Annotated in this window: 17 protein-coding genes and 1 tRNA gene; 17 read left to right on the top strand and 1 reads right to left on the bottom strand. The window is 60.5% G+C overall.

Translation table 11 applies throughout. The features are described from left to right. The first annotated feature begins 65 nt into the window (after positions 1-65). From thrS to PSDT_RS04075, 13 genes are all read left to right on the top strand, one after another. Positions 66-2,129, top strand: a complete 2,064-nt coding sequence (gene thrS / locus PSDT_RS04135) for a threonine--tRNA ligase (protein ID WP_006289198.1) — start codon at positions 66-68, stop codon at positions 2,127-2,129. A gap of 64 nt (positions 2,130-2,193) precedes the next feature. Continuing rightward, positions 2,194-2,832 carry a phosphatidylinositol phosphate synthase gene (gene pgsA / locus PSDT_RS04130; protein ID WP_006289199.1) on the top strand — a complete coding sequence of 213 codons (639 nt, stop codon included), beginning with the start codon at positions 2,194-2,196 and terminating at the stop codon, positions 2,830-2,832. A 22-nt stretch (positions 2,833-2,854) separates the two neighbouring features. Next, positions 2,855-3,844 carry a phosphatidylinositol mannoside acyltransferase gene (locus tag PSDT_RS04125; RefSeq protein ID WP_006289200.1) on the top strand — a complete coding sequence of 330 codons (990 nt, stop codon included), beginning with the start codon at positions 2,855-2,857 and terminating at the stop codon, positions 3,842-3,844. An 87-nt stretch (positions 3,845-3,931) separates the two neighbouring features. Then, the gene (locus tag PSDT_RS04120; protein WP_006289201.1) at positions 3,932-5,143 is read left to right on the top strand and encodes a glycosyltransferase family 4 protein; all 1,212 of its coding nucleotides are present in this window, start codon (positions 3,932-3,934) and stop codon (positions 5,141-5,143) included. A gap of 80 nt (positions 5,144-5,223) precedes the next feature. Then, positions 5,224-5,982, top strand: a complete 759-nt coding sequence (locus PSDT_RS04115; protein WP_006289202.1) for a YebC/PmpR family DNA-binding transcriptional regulator — start codon at positions 5,224-5,226, stop codon at positions 5,980-5,982. Between the two features lie 29 nt (positions 5,983-6,011). Beyond that, positions 6,012-6,590, top strand: a complete 579-nt coding sequence (ruvC, locus tag PSDT_RS04110; protein WP_006289203.1) for a crossover junction endodeoxyribonuclease RuvC — start codon at positions 6,012-6,014, stop codon at positions 6,588-6,590. A gap of 36 nt (positions 6,591-6,626) precedes the next feature. Continuing rightward, positions 6,627-7,250, top strand: a complete 624-nt coding sequence (gene ruvA / locus PSDT_RS04105; protein ID WP_006289204.1) for a Holliday junction branch migration protein RuvA — start codon at positions 6,627-6,629, stop codon at positions 7,248-7,250. A gap of 21 nt (positions 7,251-7,271) precedes the next feature. Beyond that, a complete protein-coding gene (gene ruvB / locus PSDT_RS04100; RefSeq protein ID WP_006289205.1) occupies positions 7,272-8,372 on the top strand; it encodes a Holliday junction branch migration DNA helicase RuvB in 1,101 nt (366 codons plus the stop codon). 114 nt (positions 8,373-8,486) lie between these two features. Then, a complete protein-coding gene (locus tag PSDT_RS04095; protein ID WP_006290417.1) occupies positions 8,487-9,035 on the top strand; it encodes a preprotein translocase subunit YajC in 549 nt (182 codons plus the stop codon). A 54-nt stretch (positions 9,036-9,089) separates the two neighbouring features. After that, positions 9,090-9,671, top strand: coding sequence for an adenine phosphoribosyltransferase (locus tag PSDT_RS04090; protein WP_006289207.1), 582 nt, complete (start codon positions 9,090-9,092; stop codon positions 9,669-9,671). Positions 9,672-9,723: 52 nt separating this feature from the next. Next, complete coding sequence (locus PSDT_RS04085) at positions 9,724-11,283, top strand: cell division protein PerM (protein ID WP_223293560.1); 1,560 nt, start codon at positions 9,724-9,726, stop codon at positions 11,281-11,283. A gap of 55 nt (positions 11,284-11,338) precedes the next feature. Further along, positions 11,339-12,940 (top strand): bifunctional phosphoribosylaminoimidazolecarboxamide formyltransferase/IMP cyclohydrolase, encoded by a 1,602-nt coding sequence (gene purH, locus PSDT_RS04080; protein ID WP_006289214.1) that lies wholly within the window; start codon positions 11,339-11,341, stop codon positions 12,938-12,940. 58 nt (positions 12,941-12,998) lie between these two features. After that, complete coding sequence (locus tag PSDT_RS04075) at positions 12,999-13,292, top strand: DUF3017 domain-containing protein (protein WP_006290420.1); 294 nt, start codon at positions 12,999-13,001, stop codon at positions 13,290-13,292. A gap of 155 nt (positions 13,293-13,447) precedes the next feature. Here PSDT_RS04075 and PSDT_RS04070 read toward each other — a convergent pair whose 3' ends face one another. Beyond that, positions 13,448-14,590 (bottom strand): MIP/aquaporin family protein, encoded by a 1,143-nt coding sequence (locus tag PSDT_RS04070; protein WP_006289218.1) that lies wholly within the window; start codon positions 14,588-14,590, stop codon positions 13,448-13,450. 191 nt (positions 14,591-14,781) lie between these two features. On the opposite strand from PSDT_RS04070, the gene PSDT_RS04065 reads away from it, so the two are divergent. The 4 genes from PSDT_RS04065 to PSDT_RS04050 all read left to right on the top strand — a co-directional run bounded on the left by PSDT_RS04065 (position 14,782) and on the right by PSDT_RS04050 (position 19,625). Next, a complete protein-coding gene (locus PSDT_RS04065) occupies positions 14,782-15,555 on the top strand; it encodes a pseudouridine synthase (RefSeq protein ID WP_006289220.1) in 774 nt (257 codons plus the stop codon). Continuing rightward, on the top strand, positions 15,552-17,756 hold the full coding sequence (gene der / locus PSDT_RS04060) for a bifunctional cytidylate kinase/GTPase Der (RefSeq protein WP_006289222.1): 2,205 nt from the start codon (positions 15,552-15,554) through the stop codon (positions 17,754-17,756). Before PSDT_RS04065 ends, der begins: the two co-directional genes overlap by 4 nt. Before the next feature lie 61 nt (positions 17,757-17,817). Continuing rightward, positions 17,818-17,891, top strand: a tRNA-Pro gene (locus PSDT_RS04055). Positions 17,892-18,197: 306 nt separating this feature from the next. Next, on the top strand, positions 18,198-19,625 hold the full coding sequence (locus tag PSDT_RS04050; protein ID WP_006290422.1) for a UTP--glucose-1-phosphate uridylyltransferase: 1,428 nt from the start codon (positions 18,198-18,200) through the stop codon (positions 19,623-19,625). Positions 19,626-19,766 lie beyond the last annotated feature (141 nt).

Below are 19,766 nucleotides of genomic sequence, written 5' to 3'. Positions count from 1 at the left end.
TGTAGAGGTCAACAAGTCCATGGTCCGCACCAGTAACGCGGTACCCTGAAAGAAAAGGACAAGAGATGTCACAGGCACCTTCGCTTATTCCCATCACCGTCAATGGAGAGCATAGGGAAGTGGAAGACACCACCACCGGCGTCGAACTCTTCGAATCGGATAAGAACATCATCGCCGTTCGGATCAACGGTCATCCGCGCGACCTCTACGCCCCCCTCCACGCCGGGGACAAGGTCGAATCCATCGCTCTGGATTCCGAGGACGGGCTGGCCATTATGAGGCATTCCGCCACCCACGTCATGGCTCAGGCCGTTCAGGAGATCTATCCTGACGCCAAGCTGGGCATCGGACCGGTCATCGATAATGGTTTCTATTATGATTTCGACGTCGAACGGCCTTTCACCCCGGAAGACCTGAAAGAGATCGAAAAGCGCATGCAGCGCATCATCAAGTCCTCCCAAAGCTTCCGCCGCCGTGTCGTTTCCGAGGAGGCCGCCCGCCAGGAAGAGGCGGACCAGCCTTATAAACTGGAACTGATTTGCTCGGCTGAAAACGCCATCGATCAGGGCAAAGACACCGGCGTCTCCCAAGGACAATTGTCCATGTACGACAATATGGATCGGGAAGGGAAGGTCGTCTGGACCGACCTCTGCCATGGTCCACACTTGCCCAATACCCGCTATATCAAGGCTTTCAAGCTGGAACGCACAGCCGGGGCCTATTGGAGGGGGAGTGAGAAGAACCCCATGCTCCAGCGCATCTACGGGACCGCCTGGGCTTCCAAGGAGGATATGAAGGCCTATCTGGCCCGGCTGGAAGAGGCCGCCAAACGCGACCACCGCAAGCTGGGGGCCGAGATGGACCTCTTCTCCTTCCCCGATGAGATCGGCCCTGGTCTGGCCGTCTTCCATCCCAAGGGAGCCGCCGTCATCAACGCCATGAAGGAATATTCCCGCCTGCAACACAGGAAGAACCATTATTCCTTCGTCCAGACCCCGCACATCACCAAGGGCGGCTTGTATGAGACTTCCGGCCACCTGCAGTGGTACAAGGACGGCATGTATCCTCCCATGCGCTTGGATGAGGAGCGCGACGAGAATGGCAATGTGATTCGCGAAGGTTTCGATTATTACCTGAAGCCCATGAACTGCCCCATGCATAACCTGATCTTCAAGTCCCGCCAGAGGTCCTACCGCGAACTGCCCTTGCGCCTGTTCGAGTTCGGGACCGTCTACCGGTATGAGAAGTCCGGGGTCGTCCATGGCCTGACCCGCGTGCGTGGCTTGACCCAGGACGATTCCCACATCTACTGCACCCGCGAGCAGATGCGCGACGAGCTCAAGTCCTTGCTGAACTTCGTCCTCCAGCTGCTCAAGGATTTCGGCCTCAACGACTTCTACCTGGAGCTGTCCACCAAGGACGAGCACAAGTTCGTCGGTTCGGACGAAATCTGGGAAGAGGCGACGAAGACTTTGGCCGATGTGGCCAAGGAATCCGGTCTGGAACTGGTGGACGACCCGGGCGGGGCCGCCTTCTACGGTCCCAAGATCTCCGTCCAAGCCCGCGACGCCTTGGGCCGCACCTGGCAGGTCTCGACTATTCAGCTCGATTTCAACCTGCCTGAGCGCTTCCAGCTGGAATACATCGCGGCTGATGGCTCCCGCCAGCGTCCGGTGATGATCCACCGCGCCCTGTTCGGTTCCATCGAACGCTTCTTCGCCATCCTGCTTGAGCATTACGCCGGCGCCTTCCCCGCCTGGCTGGCCCCGACCCAGGTGTTGGGAGTCCCCGTGGCCGATTCCAGCCTTGATTACCTCAAGGAGGTCTTGGACCGGTTGGATGAGAATCTGGTCCGTACCGAGCTCGACGCCTCCGACGACCGCTTCGGCAAGAAGATCCGCAACGCTTCCAAGTCCAAGGTCCCCTTCATCCTCATCGTGGGCGATGAAGACCGGGAGAAGGGAGCGGTCAGCTTCCGTTTCCGCGACGGAAGCCAGCTGAACGGAGTCCCCGCCGACCAGGCCATCGCCTGGATCACAGAGGCGATCGACTCCCATGCCCAGGTCAACGGCGCCTACGATTTCCGCTCCACCCTTGGCCTGACGGACGCCCGGAAGGCCCAGGCTTAGGCCCTGCCGCGGTTCCCGGTGGACGAGCCAAATCAGGATAGGCCAGCGAAGACAAGGAAAAAGAATGTTTGAAAAGCTTCGAGCCCCGTGGAAGAAGCTCATCGGCCCCATCGCCAAGGGGCTGGTGGCCTTGGGGGTGACCGCCAACATGGTGACTGTCGCCGGGGCGGTGGGCACCACCGTCTTCGCCTTGTTGACCGGTTTCACCGGCTGGCTTTTCCCCGGGGTGGTCCTGATGACAATCATGGTCGTCTTCGATTCCCTGGATGGGTCCGTCGCGGCCTTGACCACCGGGGCCACCGCTTTCGGTGCCTTCCTCGATTCCTCCTTGGACCGCATCGCGGACTGGGCCGTCCTCTTGGGAGCCATCATCTACCTGATCCGCCGCCCGGATTTCTGGACCGTCTGGCCCCAGATCGGTTTTTGGTCCAGCCTGGTCGCCATGATGACCTCCTTCGTCACTTCCTATGTCCGGGCCCGGGCCCAATCCATCGGTTTAGACGCCAAGAACGGCATCGCCACCCGCTCGGACCGCCTGGTCATCATCCTGGTGGGGATGGGCTTGACCGGCCTGGGTCTGCCGGTGGCCGTCATGGCCCTTTTCCTGGCCTTGTTGGCCCTCCTCGGCCTGATCACCGTCTGGCAAAGGCTGCGGACCGTCTACCTGCAGGCCCGCGAGGCCGGCCTGACCAAGCATATGTAGGATTTCTCGGCACGGGTCAGCCATGCAGGATCGATTCCTTCTTTTCATCGCCGCCAACGCTCATCGGTTGCCGGAGGGCCTGGTCCGTTCCCTCTTCGCTGTCATCGCCTTCTTCCTCTGGCTTTTCGACCTGCCCCAGGCCAGGCAGTTGGAGAGGAACCTGGCCCATACCCAGGCGGGACTAGGGGAGAGGGAACGGTCCCGGCGCCGTATCCGCCCCCTGTCCTTTCAAGGCTTGCAGTCGTATTTCGCCTATTTCGCCGAAGCCATGACCATCAGGGCCCGGTCCCAGGAAGAGTTGGACGCCCGGGTGCGGATAGCCGGACCGTACGCCGACGACATCATGCGGCAGCCGGTCCTTTCGTCTTTCCCCGGGGCTTTGGGGCATGAAGGGAATTGGGATTACGCCGCGGTCTGGTGCAAGAAGCATGTGGCCCCGGTGGCGACGGTTGCGGAGAAGCTCTCCAATCCCCGGCTTTTGGAGACTTTCGTCTCCATCCGGCGAGAGCTGGGGATGACCCTCTACACGAGCGGGGATACTCATTTGATAAATAAGTTGAAGGATGAGATGTCTGGCAGGCATATCCTTGTCCCCCTGCTGGCCGATAGGGACCTTTCCCATCATGGGATCTTCGTCGACTTCTTCGATTCCCGCATCCGCATCGCCCGCGGCCCCGCGACCTTGGCCATCGATTGCGGCCTTCCCCTCTATGTGGTCAACATCTACCGGGAAAGGCTGACCGGTCGGCGCAAGGCGGCCGCCCATAGCCGTTGGGGTTACGTCCTGCTGATTTCGGGGAAGATCGACCCCTCCTTCTGGAGGGGCTTCCGTCTGGAAGACCCGGAAGAGCGGCAGCAGGCCATCGTCGCCGTCAGTCGGGAATGGGCCCGTATCTATTCGGCAGATCTGGCCCGACATCCTCAGGACTGGCATATGCTCCAGCCCATCTTCTGGGAAGACCTCGACCACTCCCGCCTCTCGGGAATCCCGAAAAAGCCTTACAATGAATGAAGAATGCGACCGGGGAAGCGCCCGAACCGGCGAAGGCGCGGATCATCCCGGATGAAACCGGCTTCCTCACGGTGGAAAGGACCTTCCATGACCGTACTTCCTCAAACTGGGCGCGATGAGGGGAAGATCCCCGGGACCCCTATGACCACCGATCAGCGCCCTTTGCGCATAGGGATCATCTGCCCATACTCCTTCGAGACCCCGGGCGGGGTGCAGGCCCATGTGAAGGAGTTCTCCGAAGAACTGCGTTCGCGGGGGCATCAGGTGTCCGTCCTGGCCCCCGGCCGCCGGACCAAGGACATGCCCCTGTGGGTGGAGACCACCAATACCTCTTTCGCCTTCCCCTACAACGGTTCCGTTGCCCATATCTCCTACTTCGGCTTCATTGGGAATACGGTCCGTCGCTGGGTGGACCAAGGGCATTTCGACATCCTCCACCTGCATGAGCCGGAAATCCCCAGCCTCTCCCACAAGGTCTTCTTCAAAGGCTACCGCCATCCTCCCGTCGTCGCGACCTTCCACACCTCCTTCGAGGAATACCCGGTGGCCCTCAAGGTCTGCGAAAGGTACCTGCGCCGATGGCTCCTTTCCGTGAAGGAGGCCATCTTCGTTTCCCCCTCGGCCCAGAGAATCGCCACCCACTACTTGGACCCCTCCATCGAGCGAGTCGTCATCCCCAACGGGATTCACTGCTCCTTCTACTCCCAGGCCCAAGCCCGACCGGAGTGGGAGGGGACCGCTCAGGCGCCGACGATCGGCTTTTTGGGACGGATGAACGAAAACAGAAAGGGGTTCGACGTCTTCGCCCGCAGCATGCCTGGCGTTCTGGCCCTTTACCCCCAGGCCCGCTTCCTTTGCGCCGGGGACGGGCGAGAGGCGGCTGAGAAGGTCCTGCGTCAAGTGGGCAAAGAAGCGGGGGTCGATCTGACCCCCCATGTGGAATTCCTGGGGCGGATCAGCGATGAGGACAAGGCCCGTTTCTACCGCAGCCTCTCCGTCTATGTGGCCCCGCAAAGGGGAGGGGAGAGCTTCGGGATCGTCCTGGCCGAGGCCATGGCGGCCGGTTGTCCCCTCGTCGCTTCGGACTTGGAGGCCTTCCGGGATGTAAGTCAGGAGGGCCGCTCCGCCCGTCTTTTCACCAACGAGGACGCCGGCAGCCTAGGCGGGGAAATCCTCACCCTCCTTGCCGACCAGGACCTGCGTCAGGGCTTGGTGGCCCGGGAGAAGACCCGGTCCCAGGACTTCGACTGGTCGACCATCGCAGACCGGATAGAAGGCATTTATCGGCGGTATTGTTGATTTTACCGAAGGCTTGATGTCTGAACTGGCGCATAAAATCGAGACGTTTAATGACATGCCGAGCAATCGTCAGGAGAATTATGTCAGGACATTCCAAGTGGGCTACCACCAAGAATAAGAAGGCCGCCATCGATGCCAAGCGTGGCAAGCTCTTCGCCAAGCTGATCAAGAACATCGAAATCGCCGCCCGTACTGGCGGCGGGGACCCCAATGGCAATCCGACCCTCTACGACGCCATCGTCAAGGCCAAGAAGAGCTCCGTCCCCGCGGACAACATCACCCGTGCGGTCAAGCGTGGCTCTGGCGAAGAGGCCGGCGGCGCCAACTACGAGGAGATCGTTTACGAAGGTTACGCCCCCGGCGGCATCGGCCTGATCATCCAGTGCCTGACCGACAACCGGAACCGGGCTGCCGCCGACGTGCGCTCCACCCTGTCCAAGAACGGCGGGTCTTTGGCCGAAAACGGTTCCGTCAGCTTCAACTTCCACCGTCAAGGTCAGATCGAAGTCCCGGCCAAAGACGTGGACTTCGACTCCCTCTTCGAGACCGCGGCAGAGGCCGGGGCCGATGATGTGGAAGATAAGGGCGACTTCTATCTGGTCACCACCGACCCCTCCACGGTGGTCGATGTGCGCAAGGCCATCCAGGATGCCGGTTTCGACTACGATTCCGCTGAAACCACCTTGGTTCCCCTCAACTCCGTCGAGCTGGACTTGGAAGGGGCCAAAAAGGTGACCCGCCTGATCGACGCCTTGGACGACCTGGATGACGTCCAGGACATCTCCGCCGCTTGGACCGCTTCGGACGAAGTGATGCAGCAGCTGGAAGAGGACGAGTGAACCGATAAGACGGAGAGCCTTTCCCGCTTATGATCATTTGTGGAGTTGACCCCGGGCTGACGCGCTGCGGGGTCGGCATCATCGAAGCCGGCCCTTCTCGCCGGCTTTCTTTCATTCATGTGGATGTGGTCCGATCCGACCCTCACCAGCCTCAGGACGCCCGTCTGCTGACCATCTTCAATGGCCTATGCGCCCATATGGACGCGTATCTGCCGGACGTGGTCTCCATCGAGCGCGTCTTCGCCCAGGAGAACCGCAACACGGTCCTGGGAACGGCCCAAGCCGCTGGCCTGGCCATGGTGGCGGCCGCCCAAAGGGGGATTCCGGTCTCCCTGCACACCCCGACCGAGGCCAAGCTGGCGGTAACCGGCAACGGTAAGGCGGATAAGGCCCAAGTGCAGACCATGGTGGCCAAGATCCTTTCCCTCAACGCCCCTCCGTCCCCTCCCGACGCCGCCGATTCCCTGGCCTTGGCCATCTGCCACGCCTTACGCCCTGAAGGGGCCATCCAAGGCGGGGAAAGGGAGGGGCACCTGACCGCGGCTCAGAAACAATGGGTCCAAGCCTTGCAAAAGAGCGGCAAGCGCGGTGTCCGCCGCGATATGTAAGATATTCGAACATACGTTCGATAAAGTGAGGATATCATGATCGGAAGCCTTGAAGGCGACGTGCTTTCCGTCAGCGCGGACGGCCTTCTGCTGGACGTCAACGGGATCGGTTTCAGCCTTCGCATGCCCGCCCGGGATCTGGCCGGTCTGCACGCCGGAGGGCATGAGCGGATCCTCACAGTCATGACCGTTTCCCAGGACGCCATCGCCTTGTATGGTTTCCTGTCCGCTTCATCGAAGACCTTGTTCACCCAGTTGCAGAAGGTGAGCGGGGTAGGGCCCAAGGCCGCCATGGCCATCCTATCCACCCTTTCCCCGGAAGAGTTGGGGAAGGCCATCCATGACAACGACGTGACCGCTTTGACCCGGGCCCCAGGGGTCGGGAAGAAGGGGGCCCAGAAGATCATTCTGGAGCTTCATGGCTCGGTCGATTTCTCCTCTCTGGATGAGGCTCCGGCCTCCCGGGTAGAGGAAGGCGGGCTGGACTCTTCGGTGGACCAGGTCATCCAAGGCTTGTCTTCTTTGGGATGGCAACGGCGGGACGCCTACCAGGCCACGATGGAGGCCCTGGGCCAGTTGAGTCTGACGGCTCCTTTGACCGCCGGGCAGATTCCCCAGGTGCTCCGCAAGGCTTTGAGCGATTTGGACCGGGGCCGATAAAGCGAGGAGACCAGTGATAACATGAATGACGATTTTCCACAGGCTCAGGCGGACCCTTGGGCTTCGAGAGCTGACAACGCGGACGCCCAGGAAGAGTCCCTGCGGGTCATTTCCGCCCAACCCCAAGAGGAAGACCGGGTCAGCGATGAGGAGTTGCGTCCGGCGACCCTCGATACTTTCATCGGACAGCCGCAGCTGAAGGCCCAGCTGGGTCTTTTCCTACAGGCGGCCCAGAAGAGGGGGGTGCCGCCGGATCATATCCTTCTGGCCGGTCCTCCCGGCTTGGGAAAGACCACCCTGTCCATGATCGTCGCCAAAGAGCTCGGCGTCCCCATCCGCGTCACTTCGGGCCCGGCCATCCAGCATGCCGGGGACCTGGCTTCCATCCTCAGTTCCTTGGATGAAGGGGAGGTCCTCTTCATCGATGAGATCCATCGCCTGCCTCGGGCGGCCGAAGAGCTTCTGTACATAGCCATGGAGGATTTCCGGGTGGATGTCATGGTCGGGAAGGGGCCAGGGGCCTCTTCCATCCCTCTGACCCTGCCCCGGTTCACGGCCATCGGAGCCACGACCAGGGAAGGCATGCTTCCTTCCCCTCTGCGGGCCCGGTTCGGCTTCACCGCCCACCTGGATTATTACCCCAAATCGGAGTTGGAACGTCTGATCAAGAGGTCGGCCCTTGTCCTCAATATGACGATCGACGACCAGGCGACCCGCGAGCTGGCCCTCCGCTCCCGGGGCACCCCCCGGGTGGCCAACCGTCTCCTACGACGGGTCAGGGACTGGGGGATCGTCCATGGTCTGGAGACCATCGACGCCGAGGCCGTCATCGATGCTCTGGAACTTTATCAGATCGACAAGGAAGGCCTGGACCGGCTGGATATCGCCGTGCTCACCGCCCTGTGCAAGCAGTTCAAAGGCGGACCGGTCGGCCTCAACAACCTGTCGGCCATGGTGGGGGAAGAGGCCGAGACCGTGGAAACGGTCTGCGAGCCTTACTTGGTCCGTGAAGGCTTCCTGGTGAGGACCCCCCGTGGCCGCGCCGCCACGGACCGGGCCTGGAAGCATCTCGGCCTGCAGCCCCCGGAACAGACAGCGGGGGATGTCACAAGTCTGTTCTAGACTTATAAACCGGCCGACAAGCTGAAAGCCCTTGCAAATCATGGCTTTCAAGGCTTCCGGGCCTCAGTGGCCTGTCATAGATGGAAAAAACAAGGATTAGCTAAGGAGCTTTTCATGATTATTCTCTCCGCCGCCAAAGCGTCCAATTCCGGAGCGGGCTCGTCCATGCTCTTCATGATTATCCTCCTGATAGCCATGATCGGCCTGATGGTATGGACCTCCCGCAAACAGAAGAAACAGCAGTCCCAAGTGCAGGATTTCCGCCAGACTTTGAAGGAAGGGGACCCCGTCGCCACTGTCGGCGGCCTGCTGGGCACCGTGCATTCCGTGGATTTGGAACATGATGAGGTCGTCATCGACTCCGAAGGTTCCCTGTCCAAGTGGCGCATCCAGGCCATCACCGAGCCCCCGATCCGTCCGGCTTATGTTTCCGACGACGAGGTGGATGAAAACGGCAATCCTTTGGCTGACCAGTCCGAGACCGCCGATTCTTCCGATTCTTCCGAGAGCGTCACTCCTGAAACCCCTGAAAACGTCGCTTCCTCCGAACAGACCGGTGCGGCCGCCTCTCCAGCTCCCGCCGCCGGCTCTTTTGATTCAGCCGACCTGGCCGGGTCCGGAGCGGAGCAGGTCCCTTATGAGCGGCCAGCCCAGGAAAATTAACGGTACGGCCACAGACACGGACATAATCGAAGACAGAGATAGACAAGGACGAACATGACCACCAACGACATCAATCTCGATGATGTGAAAGGCGTCTCCCAGGAGGATGCCAAATATCTGGGATCCTTGATCCGCACTATCCCCGGATTCCCGACGGAAGGGGTGCTTTTCCGCGATTTCATGCCGGTTTTCGCCGACGCCTGCGGGCTCAACATCCTGGTTGATGCCACCGTCGCCTCCCTGCCTGTGGATCCGGACGATTTCGACTATGTGGCAGGATTGGAGGCCCGGGGCTTCCTTTTGGGTACCCTCCTGGCGCAGAAACTGGGCAAGGGGTTCATCGCCGTCCGCAAGGCCGGCAAGCTTCCCCCTCCGGTCATCCGCCAGTCCTACACCTTGGAGTACGGCAAGGCCACCATGGAGATCGAGCGTGACATCATCAAGCCCAACTCCCGGGTGCTGATTCTGGACGACCTGGTCGCCACCGGCGGCACCGCCTGGGCGGCCATGAAACTCTTCGAATCCATCGATTGCTCGGTCGTCGGCTTCAGTTTCGTCATGAGACTGGATGGGCTCGACGGATTCGACCGGATCTCCGGCCATCCGATCTCCTCGCTTTTCAGCATGCCAGCCTGAGCTTTCTCGCTCAGCGTCCGTTCGATTCGGAAGACAAGAAAAGGGGTCGTCAATGCCAGCTCGAAAAATCTCATCTCGTCCTGTTCCAGGGGAAGATCAAGCTGGGAAGGACGACCCTTCGTCTGACTCCGGGGCATCCGGGCAGTCCCCCAGATTGATCCGTTCCGGTTCCTCATCCGGGTCCTCCCTGCCGGGACACATTGCCAGGGGAGTGGCCGTCACTCTCATTTCCTATGGGCTTTTCGCCCTCAGCCTTTTCCTCCTGACCGCCCTGTTCACCATGCTCGTCGGTTTGGAGACGAAAACCAGCCTCAACGACAGCATCCTTCCCCTGACCGGGGTCTTCCTCCTTTTCGCCCAAGGCAGCGCCGTCACTTATCAGGGGATCACCGTCTCCCTGTTGCCTCTCGGCCTGCCCCTGGTCTTCATCATCCTGATCCGGGCGGCGGCCAAACGGTTCAAACTCAGTCTGAGCGGCTATCTGGCCGCCAGCCTTTCCTGGCTCATTCTCACCGCCCTCCTCCTACGTCCGATGCGCCCTTACCTGGTTGGTGGCCTTCCTCAGGCCCTGGGCCGCAGCTGGCTCGTCCTCACCCTCGGGGCCCTCTTGTCGGTATCCGAGGAATCCCCGCTGATCTTCCGCCTGCGCCTCTTCGTCCGAGCCCACGTGAGCGGCCCCATCCGGAAAGCCATCAAGCTCGGTTTCCGTCTGGCCGGTAAGGTCGCTCTGGTCTTCCTAGCCCTGTCTGTCGTGACCCTCCTGATCTGGATTTTTCGGAATTTCGCTACCGTCCGCACGGTCGCCTCCTACAGCGGGATGGGGCCGGTGTCTTTGGCCATTTTCTGCCTGGTCTCCCTTTTCTGGCTGCCCACCTTCCTTTTGTGGGCCCTGTCTTGGATTCTCGGCTCCGGCTTCGCCATCGGGACCACGGCCGTCTTCACCCTCTGGCAGAGCAGGTCCAGCAGCCTGCCGATCCTGCCTGTCTTCGGCCTCTTCCCCTCATCGGTGTCGAACCGGACCGTCATCCTCCTGATCCTTATCCTACCTATCATCCTCTTCTTCCTTTTAGGGGTCCATACCATCGCCTCGTCCTCCACTTATAATCTCTTTTCCGCCAGCTGGGGGCGTCAGGAGGATGCAGCCGAGTCGGACTTGACCCTGCCCGGAATCCTCGATCCTCAGTCCGCTGATGGGCGGGGTCAGCAGGAGAAACGCAAAGTGGAGAAATCCGGGGAAAGGGAGAAGACAGAAGAGGAAGGTGAAAAGGGGACCAGGCAGGACGAGCTGGACCAAGAAGAGGAACCCTTCTGGAAGACCATCCTCTCCGTCCTCATCTCCTTCGCTTACGTCGCCGCCACCTTCATCGTGGCCATCATAGTCACCATCGCCCTGGCCACCTGCCTTTACAGTCTGGCCTCCGCCTCCTTGGGCACCCATTCCCTCAGCCAAGTGGGGGTCGATCTTTCGGCTTCCTTAAGCGTCACCGGCAGACCAGTGACATGGGGGTTCTTCGCCGCCTGGCTCCTTTCCCTGGCCCTGGTCGTCATCCGTCTGACGATCGCCCACCTGAGGGCTCCGTTATCACATAGTGAGCGCTCTGACCAAGACTAGGCCTTCATCCCCGCTAAGCTGGATTCCGTCAACCAGATAGAAGAAAGCAGGTATGATGACCCAATCATCTCGCCCTTTGAACCGCGTCCTCGTTTCCGTTTTCCATAAGGATGGCCTGGACACGCTCGCCCAAGCCTTCCGGAAGGCCGGGACGGAAGTCGTATCCACGGGGTCCACCGCGGCCCGCTTGGAAGAATTGGGGGTTCAGGTGATCCCCGTCTCCCAGGTGACAGGATTCCCCGAAAGCTTCGAGGGCCGCGTCAAGACCCTGGACCCGCACATCCACGCCGGCATCCTGGCTGATCTGACGAATCCCGAGCACGCCAGGCAGTTGAAGGAATTGGGGATCAAGCCTTTCGACGCCGTCATCGTCAACCTTTACCCCTTCGCCGACACCGTCCGTTCCGGGGCTGGCGAGGCGGAGTCCATCGAGAAGATCGACATCGGAGGCCCCTCCATGGTCCGGGGAGCGGCCAAGAACCACGCCTCGGTGGCCGTCATCACCGACCCGGCCGATTACCGTCTGGTGGCTGAGCGCATCGAGAACAGGCAAGGTTTCAACCTGGAAGAACGCCGGTACCTGGCCGCCAAGGCCTTCGCCCACACGGCGACTTACGACGCTACGATCGCCGAATGGTCCGCTTCCCGCTGGACCAAGCCCGAATCCTTGACGACAGGCGAAGAAGAGGCCTATCAGCCGACTTTCACCAAAAGCTGGGATCTGTCCCATACCCTCCGCTACGGCGAGAACCCTCATCAAAGCGCCGCCCTCTACCTGGATCCTTTGGGCAAGGACGATTTCGCCCATGCCCAGCAGCTCGGCGGCAAGCCCATGAGCTACAACAATTTCGTGGATGCCGATTCCGCTTGGCGCAGCGTCTGGGATTTCCCCGGTCAGACGGCCGTGGCTGTGGTCAAGCATTCCAACCCTTGCGGCTTGGCGATTGGGGACACGGTGGCCGAGGCCCATCGCAAGGCCCATGCCTGCGACCCTATGAGCGCCTACGGCGGGGTCATCGCCGCAAACGCCACCGTCTCCCTGGAGATGGCCCAGCAGGTCAAGCCGATCTTCACCGAAGTGATCGTGGCCCCATCCTATGAGCCGGAGGCCTTGGAACTCCTGCGCACCAAGAAGAACCTCCGCATCCTCCATGTTTCATCCCGCCCTCATCCTCAGCCGCAACTAAGGGCCATCGACGGAGGCCTGCTCATCCAGGATGAAGATCAGATCAACGCTTCCGGGGATGACCCTTCCACCTGGACCCTGGTCGCTGGAGCGGCCGCGGACAAAGAGACTTTCCAGGACCTGGTTTTCGCTTGGAGGGCCGTCAGGTCGGTCAAGTCCAACGCCATCCTCATCGCCCACGAAGGGGCGACGGTCGGGATCGGCATGGGCCAGGTCAACCGGGTGGATTCCAGTCACTTGGCCGTGACCAGGGCCAACACCTTGGCAGATGGCCAAAACCGCACCCAGGGAGCCGTCGCGGCCTCCGACGCCTTTTTCCCCTTTCCTGACGGCATGCAGATCTTGGCCGAAGCGGGGGTGAAAGCCATCGTCCACCCCGGCGGATCCATCCGCGACGAAGAGGTCTTCGAAGCGGCCAAGAAGGCCGGGATCACCATGTACGTGACCGGGACCCGCCACTTCTTCCATTGAGACTTGGCGGGACCGACTTGTGGCAGGGCCATCTGCCGTGCGGGTGTATGATGGCCCTATGACAGATAGGAAGCATCGTCCTTACGTATCCGAAAGCCAGGAAGGCAAACCTTGGTTCGAATGGATAGTCGCGGGGATGGTGCTTCTTTCCGTTCTCGCCCTCGCCTTCCACCAACCCGGCTGGGGCACCGGCATCCTTGCGGTCACCGCCATCGTCACCGCCCTGATCCGCCTGATCCTTCGGGAACGCAGCCCCTGGAAGGTCCGCTCCGTCCCCTTCGATTCCTTCATCGGTCTGGCTTTGGGCCTGGGGTTGATCGTCACCTACTTGTCCATCCTGGCCATCTCCTGACTGATTTGACTGATTCATGTCTTATCATGCCTTTGAGCTATGCAAGAAATCCAAGCATAAGATCCAAGCATAAAATCGGTCGGTGAATCGAATGAAACAGGCATGAAAAAAGGGTCGGACCTGCGTCCGACCCGAGAAAGAGGGTTGAAGCCGGCTTAGAAAGCCAATCCGTCGGAGGAGGGGTCCCCAGCCGAATCGGAAGCGGAAGAGACAGGCCCGCTGGATTCGTCGGATGCGTCAGATCGGCCTTCCGCCTGGTCATCGGCTTGGGGTTTGCCGGCTTCCACGACGATGGAGTCGAAGGTAGGCTTCGTCTCCACGCTATCGGAATCTGCGTTCTTATCAGCTTTTGCGGTGGTCGCGGCCTGGTCTTTCCGCCCATCCTGGTCCTGATCGCCTTCAAAGGAGGAGTCTTCATCCTCCTGGTCAAAGGGTTCCTGGCTGATTTCCGCATAGATGGCGGCGTCATTGGCGTGGACCGAGCTATAGACGATGACGACGAAGGCTACCAGAGCCGCGGCCAGCAGGGGGACCAGCCAGAAAACCCAAAGCTGGGGGAGGGGGTTGGGGTCGGTCAGGCCACGCAGCTTGGCCATGATGGCGATGCCGGTCGCCTTGGCGGGGTTGAGGCTGGCATGGTCGAAGCCGAAGGTGAGCATGGTGCCGAAGCCATAAGCCAGTCCCATGCCCAGGGGGTACCAGCGTTTGCCTAGCCCCCGCTCGTCGCTGTTGGCCATGTAGACGCCGATGATCAAGACCAAAGACATGCATTCAAGCAGGATGCTCCAGCCCATGCCGAAAGTCATCCGGAAGTTCGCGTAGGCGGTCGGAATCGCCAATGAGCTCTTCGATCCCTGGTCGTAGATGTTGGTCATGTAGCTGAGGAGGAGATTGATCGCGCTTTTGTCGGCGGAGGATTCAGGCAGGGTGAAAGCGACGGCGGCGGCCGAGGCGAGGCCTCCGAGAAGCTGGGCGATGATGTAGACGAGGGCGTCCAGCCAACCGATGCGGGATGCCAAGGCTGCGGCGAAGGTGACGGCGGGATTGATCTGGCCTCCGGAGATGCGGCCGAAGAGGGCGGAGACGGCCCCGTAGGCCATCGCCGCCATGAGGGATATGATCAGGAGGAGCGCCACCACGGAAGTGGAGGCGGCGGGAAGGATGGCGGTAACGACGAAGATGGCCGTGAAGACCATGAAGGAGCCGAGGAATTCAGCCCCGGCGCGGGCGAAGAGGGTGAAAGGGACCGGTTCTTTGGAAACCGACCGGTCCAAGGTGTTATCGGCGATATCTGACATGACTTCCCTTCAATTTGAGAATCCTTCAAAGGATGGTGAGTTTCATACGCTCATATCCTACCATCGAAGTCACACAAATCAGGATTTTGGGCGGTCTTTCCGGTATACTTTGACTATATTTTGAGAAAGCTCAAAGGAAAGACGACACCTGTCGCAGCCAGTCCCGCTGGCTTGGTCACGTTGGGAGAACGATGCCGCATCAATACAGTCGCGCCGCCAAAGCGCATGAAGATTCTCAGGAAGGCGTTCGCCTTCAAAAAGTACTCGCCCAAGCCGGCTTTGGTTCCCGTCGTAAATGCGAGACCATGATCACCGACGGCCGGGTCGAGGTCGATGGGGACCTGGTCACCGAGCTCGGCGTCCGGGTGGATCCCCTTCACCAGGAGATCCGGGTCGACGGTTCCCGCATCCATATTTCCAACCGCCATGTCACCTTGGCCCTCAACAAGCCTCGGAAGGTCCTATCCACCATGGACGATCCCAAAGGCCGATGGACTTTGAGGGACATCGTCGGAGACCGGTATGAACGGATCTTCCACATGGGCCGCCTCGATTACGACACCGAAGGGCTCATCCTCATGACCGATGACGGGGAGCTGGCCCAACACGTCATGCATCCTAAATATGAGGTGGACAAGACCTACATCGCCACGGTGGAAGGCCACATCGGCGGTAGCGTCTGCCATCGCCTGGTCCGTACGGGGGTCCAGCTGGATGACGGCTGGATCAAATTGGACCAGTGCTCCATCATCGACCAGAACCGGGATAGGTCCGTGGTCAAAGTGGTCATCCATTCCGGTCGCAACCGCATCGTCCGCCGTGTCTTCGGCGCCATCGGCTTCCCCGTGGTCAAACTGATCCGCACCCAGATAGGCCCAATCAAACTGGGGGAGCTCAAATCCGGCTCTTACCGAGTCCTGACCGGGGCTGAAGTCAACGCTCTTCATAAGGCGGTGGGGCTATGATCACAGTCGCTATTGATGGCCCTTCCGGGGTTGGGAAATCATCGACTTCCCGAGCCTTGGCCCAACATTTCGGTTACGCTTATCTGGACACCGGGGCCATGTACCGGGCGGCCGCTTGGTGGGTCATGAGCCAAGGGGTCGATCTGGACCAGGTGACCGAGGCCGATGAAGAGCGAATCACCCGGATGGTCGCCGCCTTCTTCACCGAGGATCATTGTCGGATCTCCCTTGACCCATCCGCTTTCGACATCAGCAGCGACGGGGTCAGCATCAAAGAGGCCATCCGACAGGTCCGGGTCTCCACTCATGTCTCGGCCGTATCTTCCATCATCCCGGTCCGCCACCTGCTCATCGCCGCCCAAAGGGCCTACATAGACCAGGAGAACGATCCCGATTCCTTCTCGGGGGGAGCCGGAATCGTGGTGGAAGGCAGGGACATCACCACCGTCGTGGCCCCTTACGCCCAAGTCCGGGTCTTGTTGACGGCCCGGGAAGAGGTCAGGCAGGCCAGACGGAACGCCCAGAGCGCCGCCGCTTCATCTGCGGCCCCCGCCGCCGGCGCAGCGCCTCGTTCCGGGGATGATGTGGCCGCCCGCGACGCCAAAGACGCCAAAGTGACCTCTTTCACCACGGCGGCCGAAGGGGTGACCACGGTCGACAACTCCGACCTGACCTTCGACCAGACCCTTGATGTCCTCATCGGCCTGGTGAACGAGGCCATCGACCAGGACCTGTACGATAACTACCTCTCCCAGCTGGAAGGCTACGATCTGGACGAAGAGGACCGGGCCCTCCTGGCTGAGTCCGAAGGGCCAGTCGGCGGCCAGGAGGCCACCGACGAGAAGGTCGGGGTCATCGCTGTCATCGGCCGGCCCAATGTGGGCAAATCCACCTTGGTCAACCGCGTCTTAGGGCACAGGGCCGCCATTGTGGAGGACACCCCGGGGGTCACCCGGGACCGGGTCTCCTATGAGGCGGAATGGGCCGGGCATGATTTCAAATTGGTCGACACCGGGGGCTGGGAGGCCGACGTGGAAGGAATCGATTCCGCCATCGCCGACCAAGCCTCCATCGCCATGAATATGGCCGACGCCATCATCTTCGTGGTCGATGGGACCGTTGGTCTGACCCAAACCGACGACCGCATCGCCTCTTTGCTGCGTTCCTCGGGCAAACCTGTCACCGTGGCCGTCAACAAGGCCGATTCCCAGGCGGCCGAGTACGCGGCTGCCGAATTTTGGAAGCTGGGCCTGGGCGAGCCTTTGCCCATCTCCGCCTTGCATGGCAGGGGGGTGGGCGACCTGCTCGACGCGGCCGTGAATTCCCTGAGCACGGTGGAAAAACTGACCGGGTCCCTGGCCGCCAGCGATCTGCGGCGCGTGGCCCTCATCGGTCGTCCCAACGTGGGCAAATCCTCCTTGCTCAATCAATTGGCCCACGAAAACAGGTCCGTGGTCAACGACCTGGCCGGGACCACCCGGGACCCGGTGGACGAGGTCATCACCATAGGCGACGAGAAATGGCTCTTCATCGATACGGCCGGAATCAAACGCCGTCTCCACAAACAAAGCGGGGCCGACTATTACTCCAGCCTGCGCACCCAGGCCGCGATCGAACGCTCCGAACTGGCTCTGGTCCTTTTCGACGCTTCCCAGCCCATCTCTGACCAAGACCTGAAAATCATGAGCTCGGCCGTCGAAGCCGGCAGAGCCATCGTCCTCGTCTTCAACAAGTGGGACGCTTTGGACGAATTCGACCGTCTGCGTCTGGAACGCCTGTGGGAGACCGAATTCAACCGCGTCGCCTGGGCCCAGAGGGTCAACCTTTCGGCCAAGACCGGCTGGCATACCAACCGCCTGCTGGGGGCCATGCATATCGCCCTGGATTCATGGGACAAGCGCATCCCCACCGGCAAGCTCAACTCCTTCTTAGGACAGCTGCAGGCCGCCCACCCTCATCCTTTGAGGGGAGGGAAACAGCCCCGCATCCTCTTTGCGACCCAAGCGGCCACCAAACCCCCACGTTTCGTCATTTTCGCCACCGGCTTCCTGGAACATGGCTACCGGCGTTACATCGAGCGGAGCATGCGTGAACGCTTCGGTTTCGAGGGTTCCCCCATCCAGATTTCCGTTCATATCCGGGAGAAGAAAAAGAAGGGGAAGTCAGGCGCGACACGACGAAACACCCCGGGCCGCACTTAGTAGGAGGGTGTGTTAATCTATGAGACGTGCTTGCGAAAGGCCTGAGGTCTGAGCGAGTCGACGGGCCATAGCGCAGCTTGGTAGCGCACTTGACTGGGGGTCAAGGGGTCGCGGGTTCAAATCCCGCTGGCCCGACGAATGAGCCTGGTGGTTTTCCGCCAGGCTTTTTGTTTTTCTCCCTTATTCTCCCCTCCTGCTTGATTCGCCAAGCCTTCCTTGGCGCCCCCTGCGGCCCTTGGCAGCCTCTGAGTGGTTTTCCTGAGTGTTCTCAGCGCTCCTCATAGCGGAGCGTCAGGCGCCTGCAGGGTCATGCGGACCGGGCGGGGCAAAAGCAGAGAGGGAAAACGGACAAAAGCGGTGTTGTTTTTTGCCTTCAGCTTGTTTTTCCGCTAGAATGATGACGGTTTGGCCGGGAAGCTCCCAGCCACGAAAGGTTCTTTCATGGACAACAACGCCTTTGAAGCCTCGGCGCAGAAAATGCGCGACAACGATATGAGCGATTTCGCCATCGAACAGTTCAAGAGGCTCTATGACATCTGGCAGGAAGACGAATCAGAGTGGATTCGCGAATCGGATGTCGAACCGGTCGATCATATCCGTCATATCGGTGAGATTCACGACACCATCAACGCGAAGACGGCCAGCAAGGCCTTAGCCAAGACGGCCATGCTCAAATTGAATGGGGGATTGGGGACCTCCATGGGCCTGCAAGGGGCCAAATCCCTTCTGCCCGTCCGTCGGCACAAAGCCCGGCAGATGAATTTCCTGGACATCATCCTAGGACAGGTAACCACCGTCCGCCAGCAGCAGGGGGTGAAGCTCCCCCTGACCTTCATGGACTCCTATCGGACTTCCAAGGACTCCCTGGCCCGTATCCGGCGGAACCGCAATTTCCATCAGGACGAGATCCCCGTGGAGATCCTTCAAAGCCGCGAGCCCAAGATCGTCAACGCCTCCGGTATGCCGGTCTCTTTCGTGAAGAACCCCGACCTGGAATGGTGCCCCCCCGGGCATGGCAGCGTTTTCAGCTCCTTATGGGAATCCGGCCTTTTGGACGTCCTGCAGAACGAGGGGATGGAGTATCTTTTCATCTCCAATTCCGACAACCTGGGGGCCCGGCCGTCCAGCACCGTCTCCGGGGCCTTCGCCCAATCCGGGGCCTCCTTCATGATCGAGGTGGCAAAGAAGACCGACGCCGACCGCAAAGGCGGTCAGCTGGTCCGCGATAAGAAGAGCGGCCGCCTCATGCTGCGGGAGATGACCCAGGTACACCCGGACGATAAGGATGTGGCCACCGATGTCAACGTGCATCCTTATTTCAACACCAACAACCTCTGGGTCCGCATCAGCGCCCTGAAGAAGCTCCTGAAGAAGCACAAGGGAGTCCTTCCTTTGCCGGTCATCCGCAATTCGAAGACGGTCGACCCGACCGATTCGTCCACCCAGCATGTGATCCAGCTGGAGACGGCCATGGCAGCGGCCATCTCTTTGTTCGATGACGCCGTCTGCGTGGAAGTGAGCCGGTCCCGTTTCCTCCCCGTCAAGACGACCAACGACCTGGTCATCCTCCGCTCCGACCGCTTCCATCTGACCGACGCCTTCGAGATGGAGGACGGCAACTACATCTTTCCCGACATCAATCTGGACCCCCGCTTCTACAAGAACATCGATGATTTCGACGAGCGTTTCCCCTACTCGGTCCCTTCCTTGGCGGCTGCGAATTCCTTCACGGTCGAGGGGGATTGGACTTTCGGACGGGATGTGCGTTGTTTCGCCGACGCCCACCTATCCGACATGGGACGGCCTTCCTACGTCCCCAATGGGTCTTTCGTGGGGCCGCAAGGAATCGAATCGGATTCCTGGCAATAAGCGAAAAAGACCGCGAAGGATTCCAATAGCGATCCGGATGAGGCCATAGGTGAGGGTTTCGACCCTTTTCTCAGCTCTTATCACGAATTTTGCGGAAAATGTGTGTTTTGTGAAAATACATATTAGAATGAAGGAGTGTAT

Origin of the sequence: Parascardovia denticolens DSM 10105 = JCM 12538 (assembly GCF_001042675.1) — a bacterium.
Classification (GTDB): domain Bacteria; phylum Actinomycetota; class Actinomycetes; order Actinomycetales; family Bifidobacteriaceae; genus Scardovia; species Scardovia denticolens.
The sequence above is the reverse complement of the archived record's forward strand: the minus strand, read 5'-3'. Positions and strand labels throughout refer to the sequence as shown.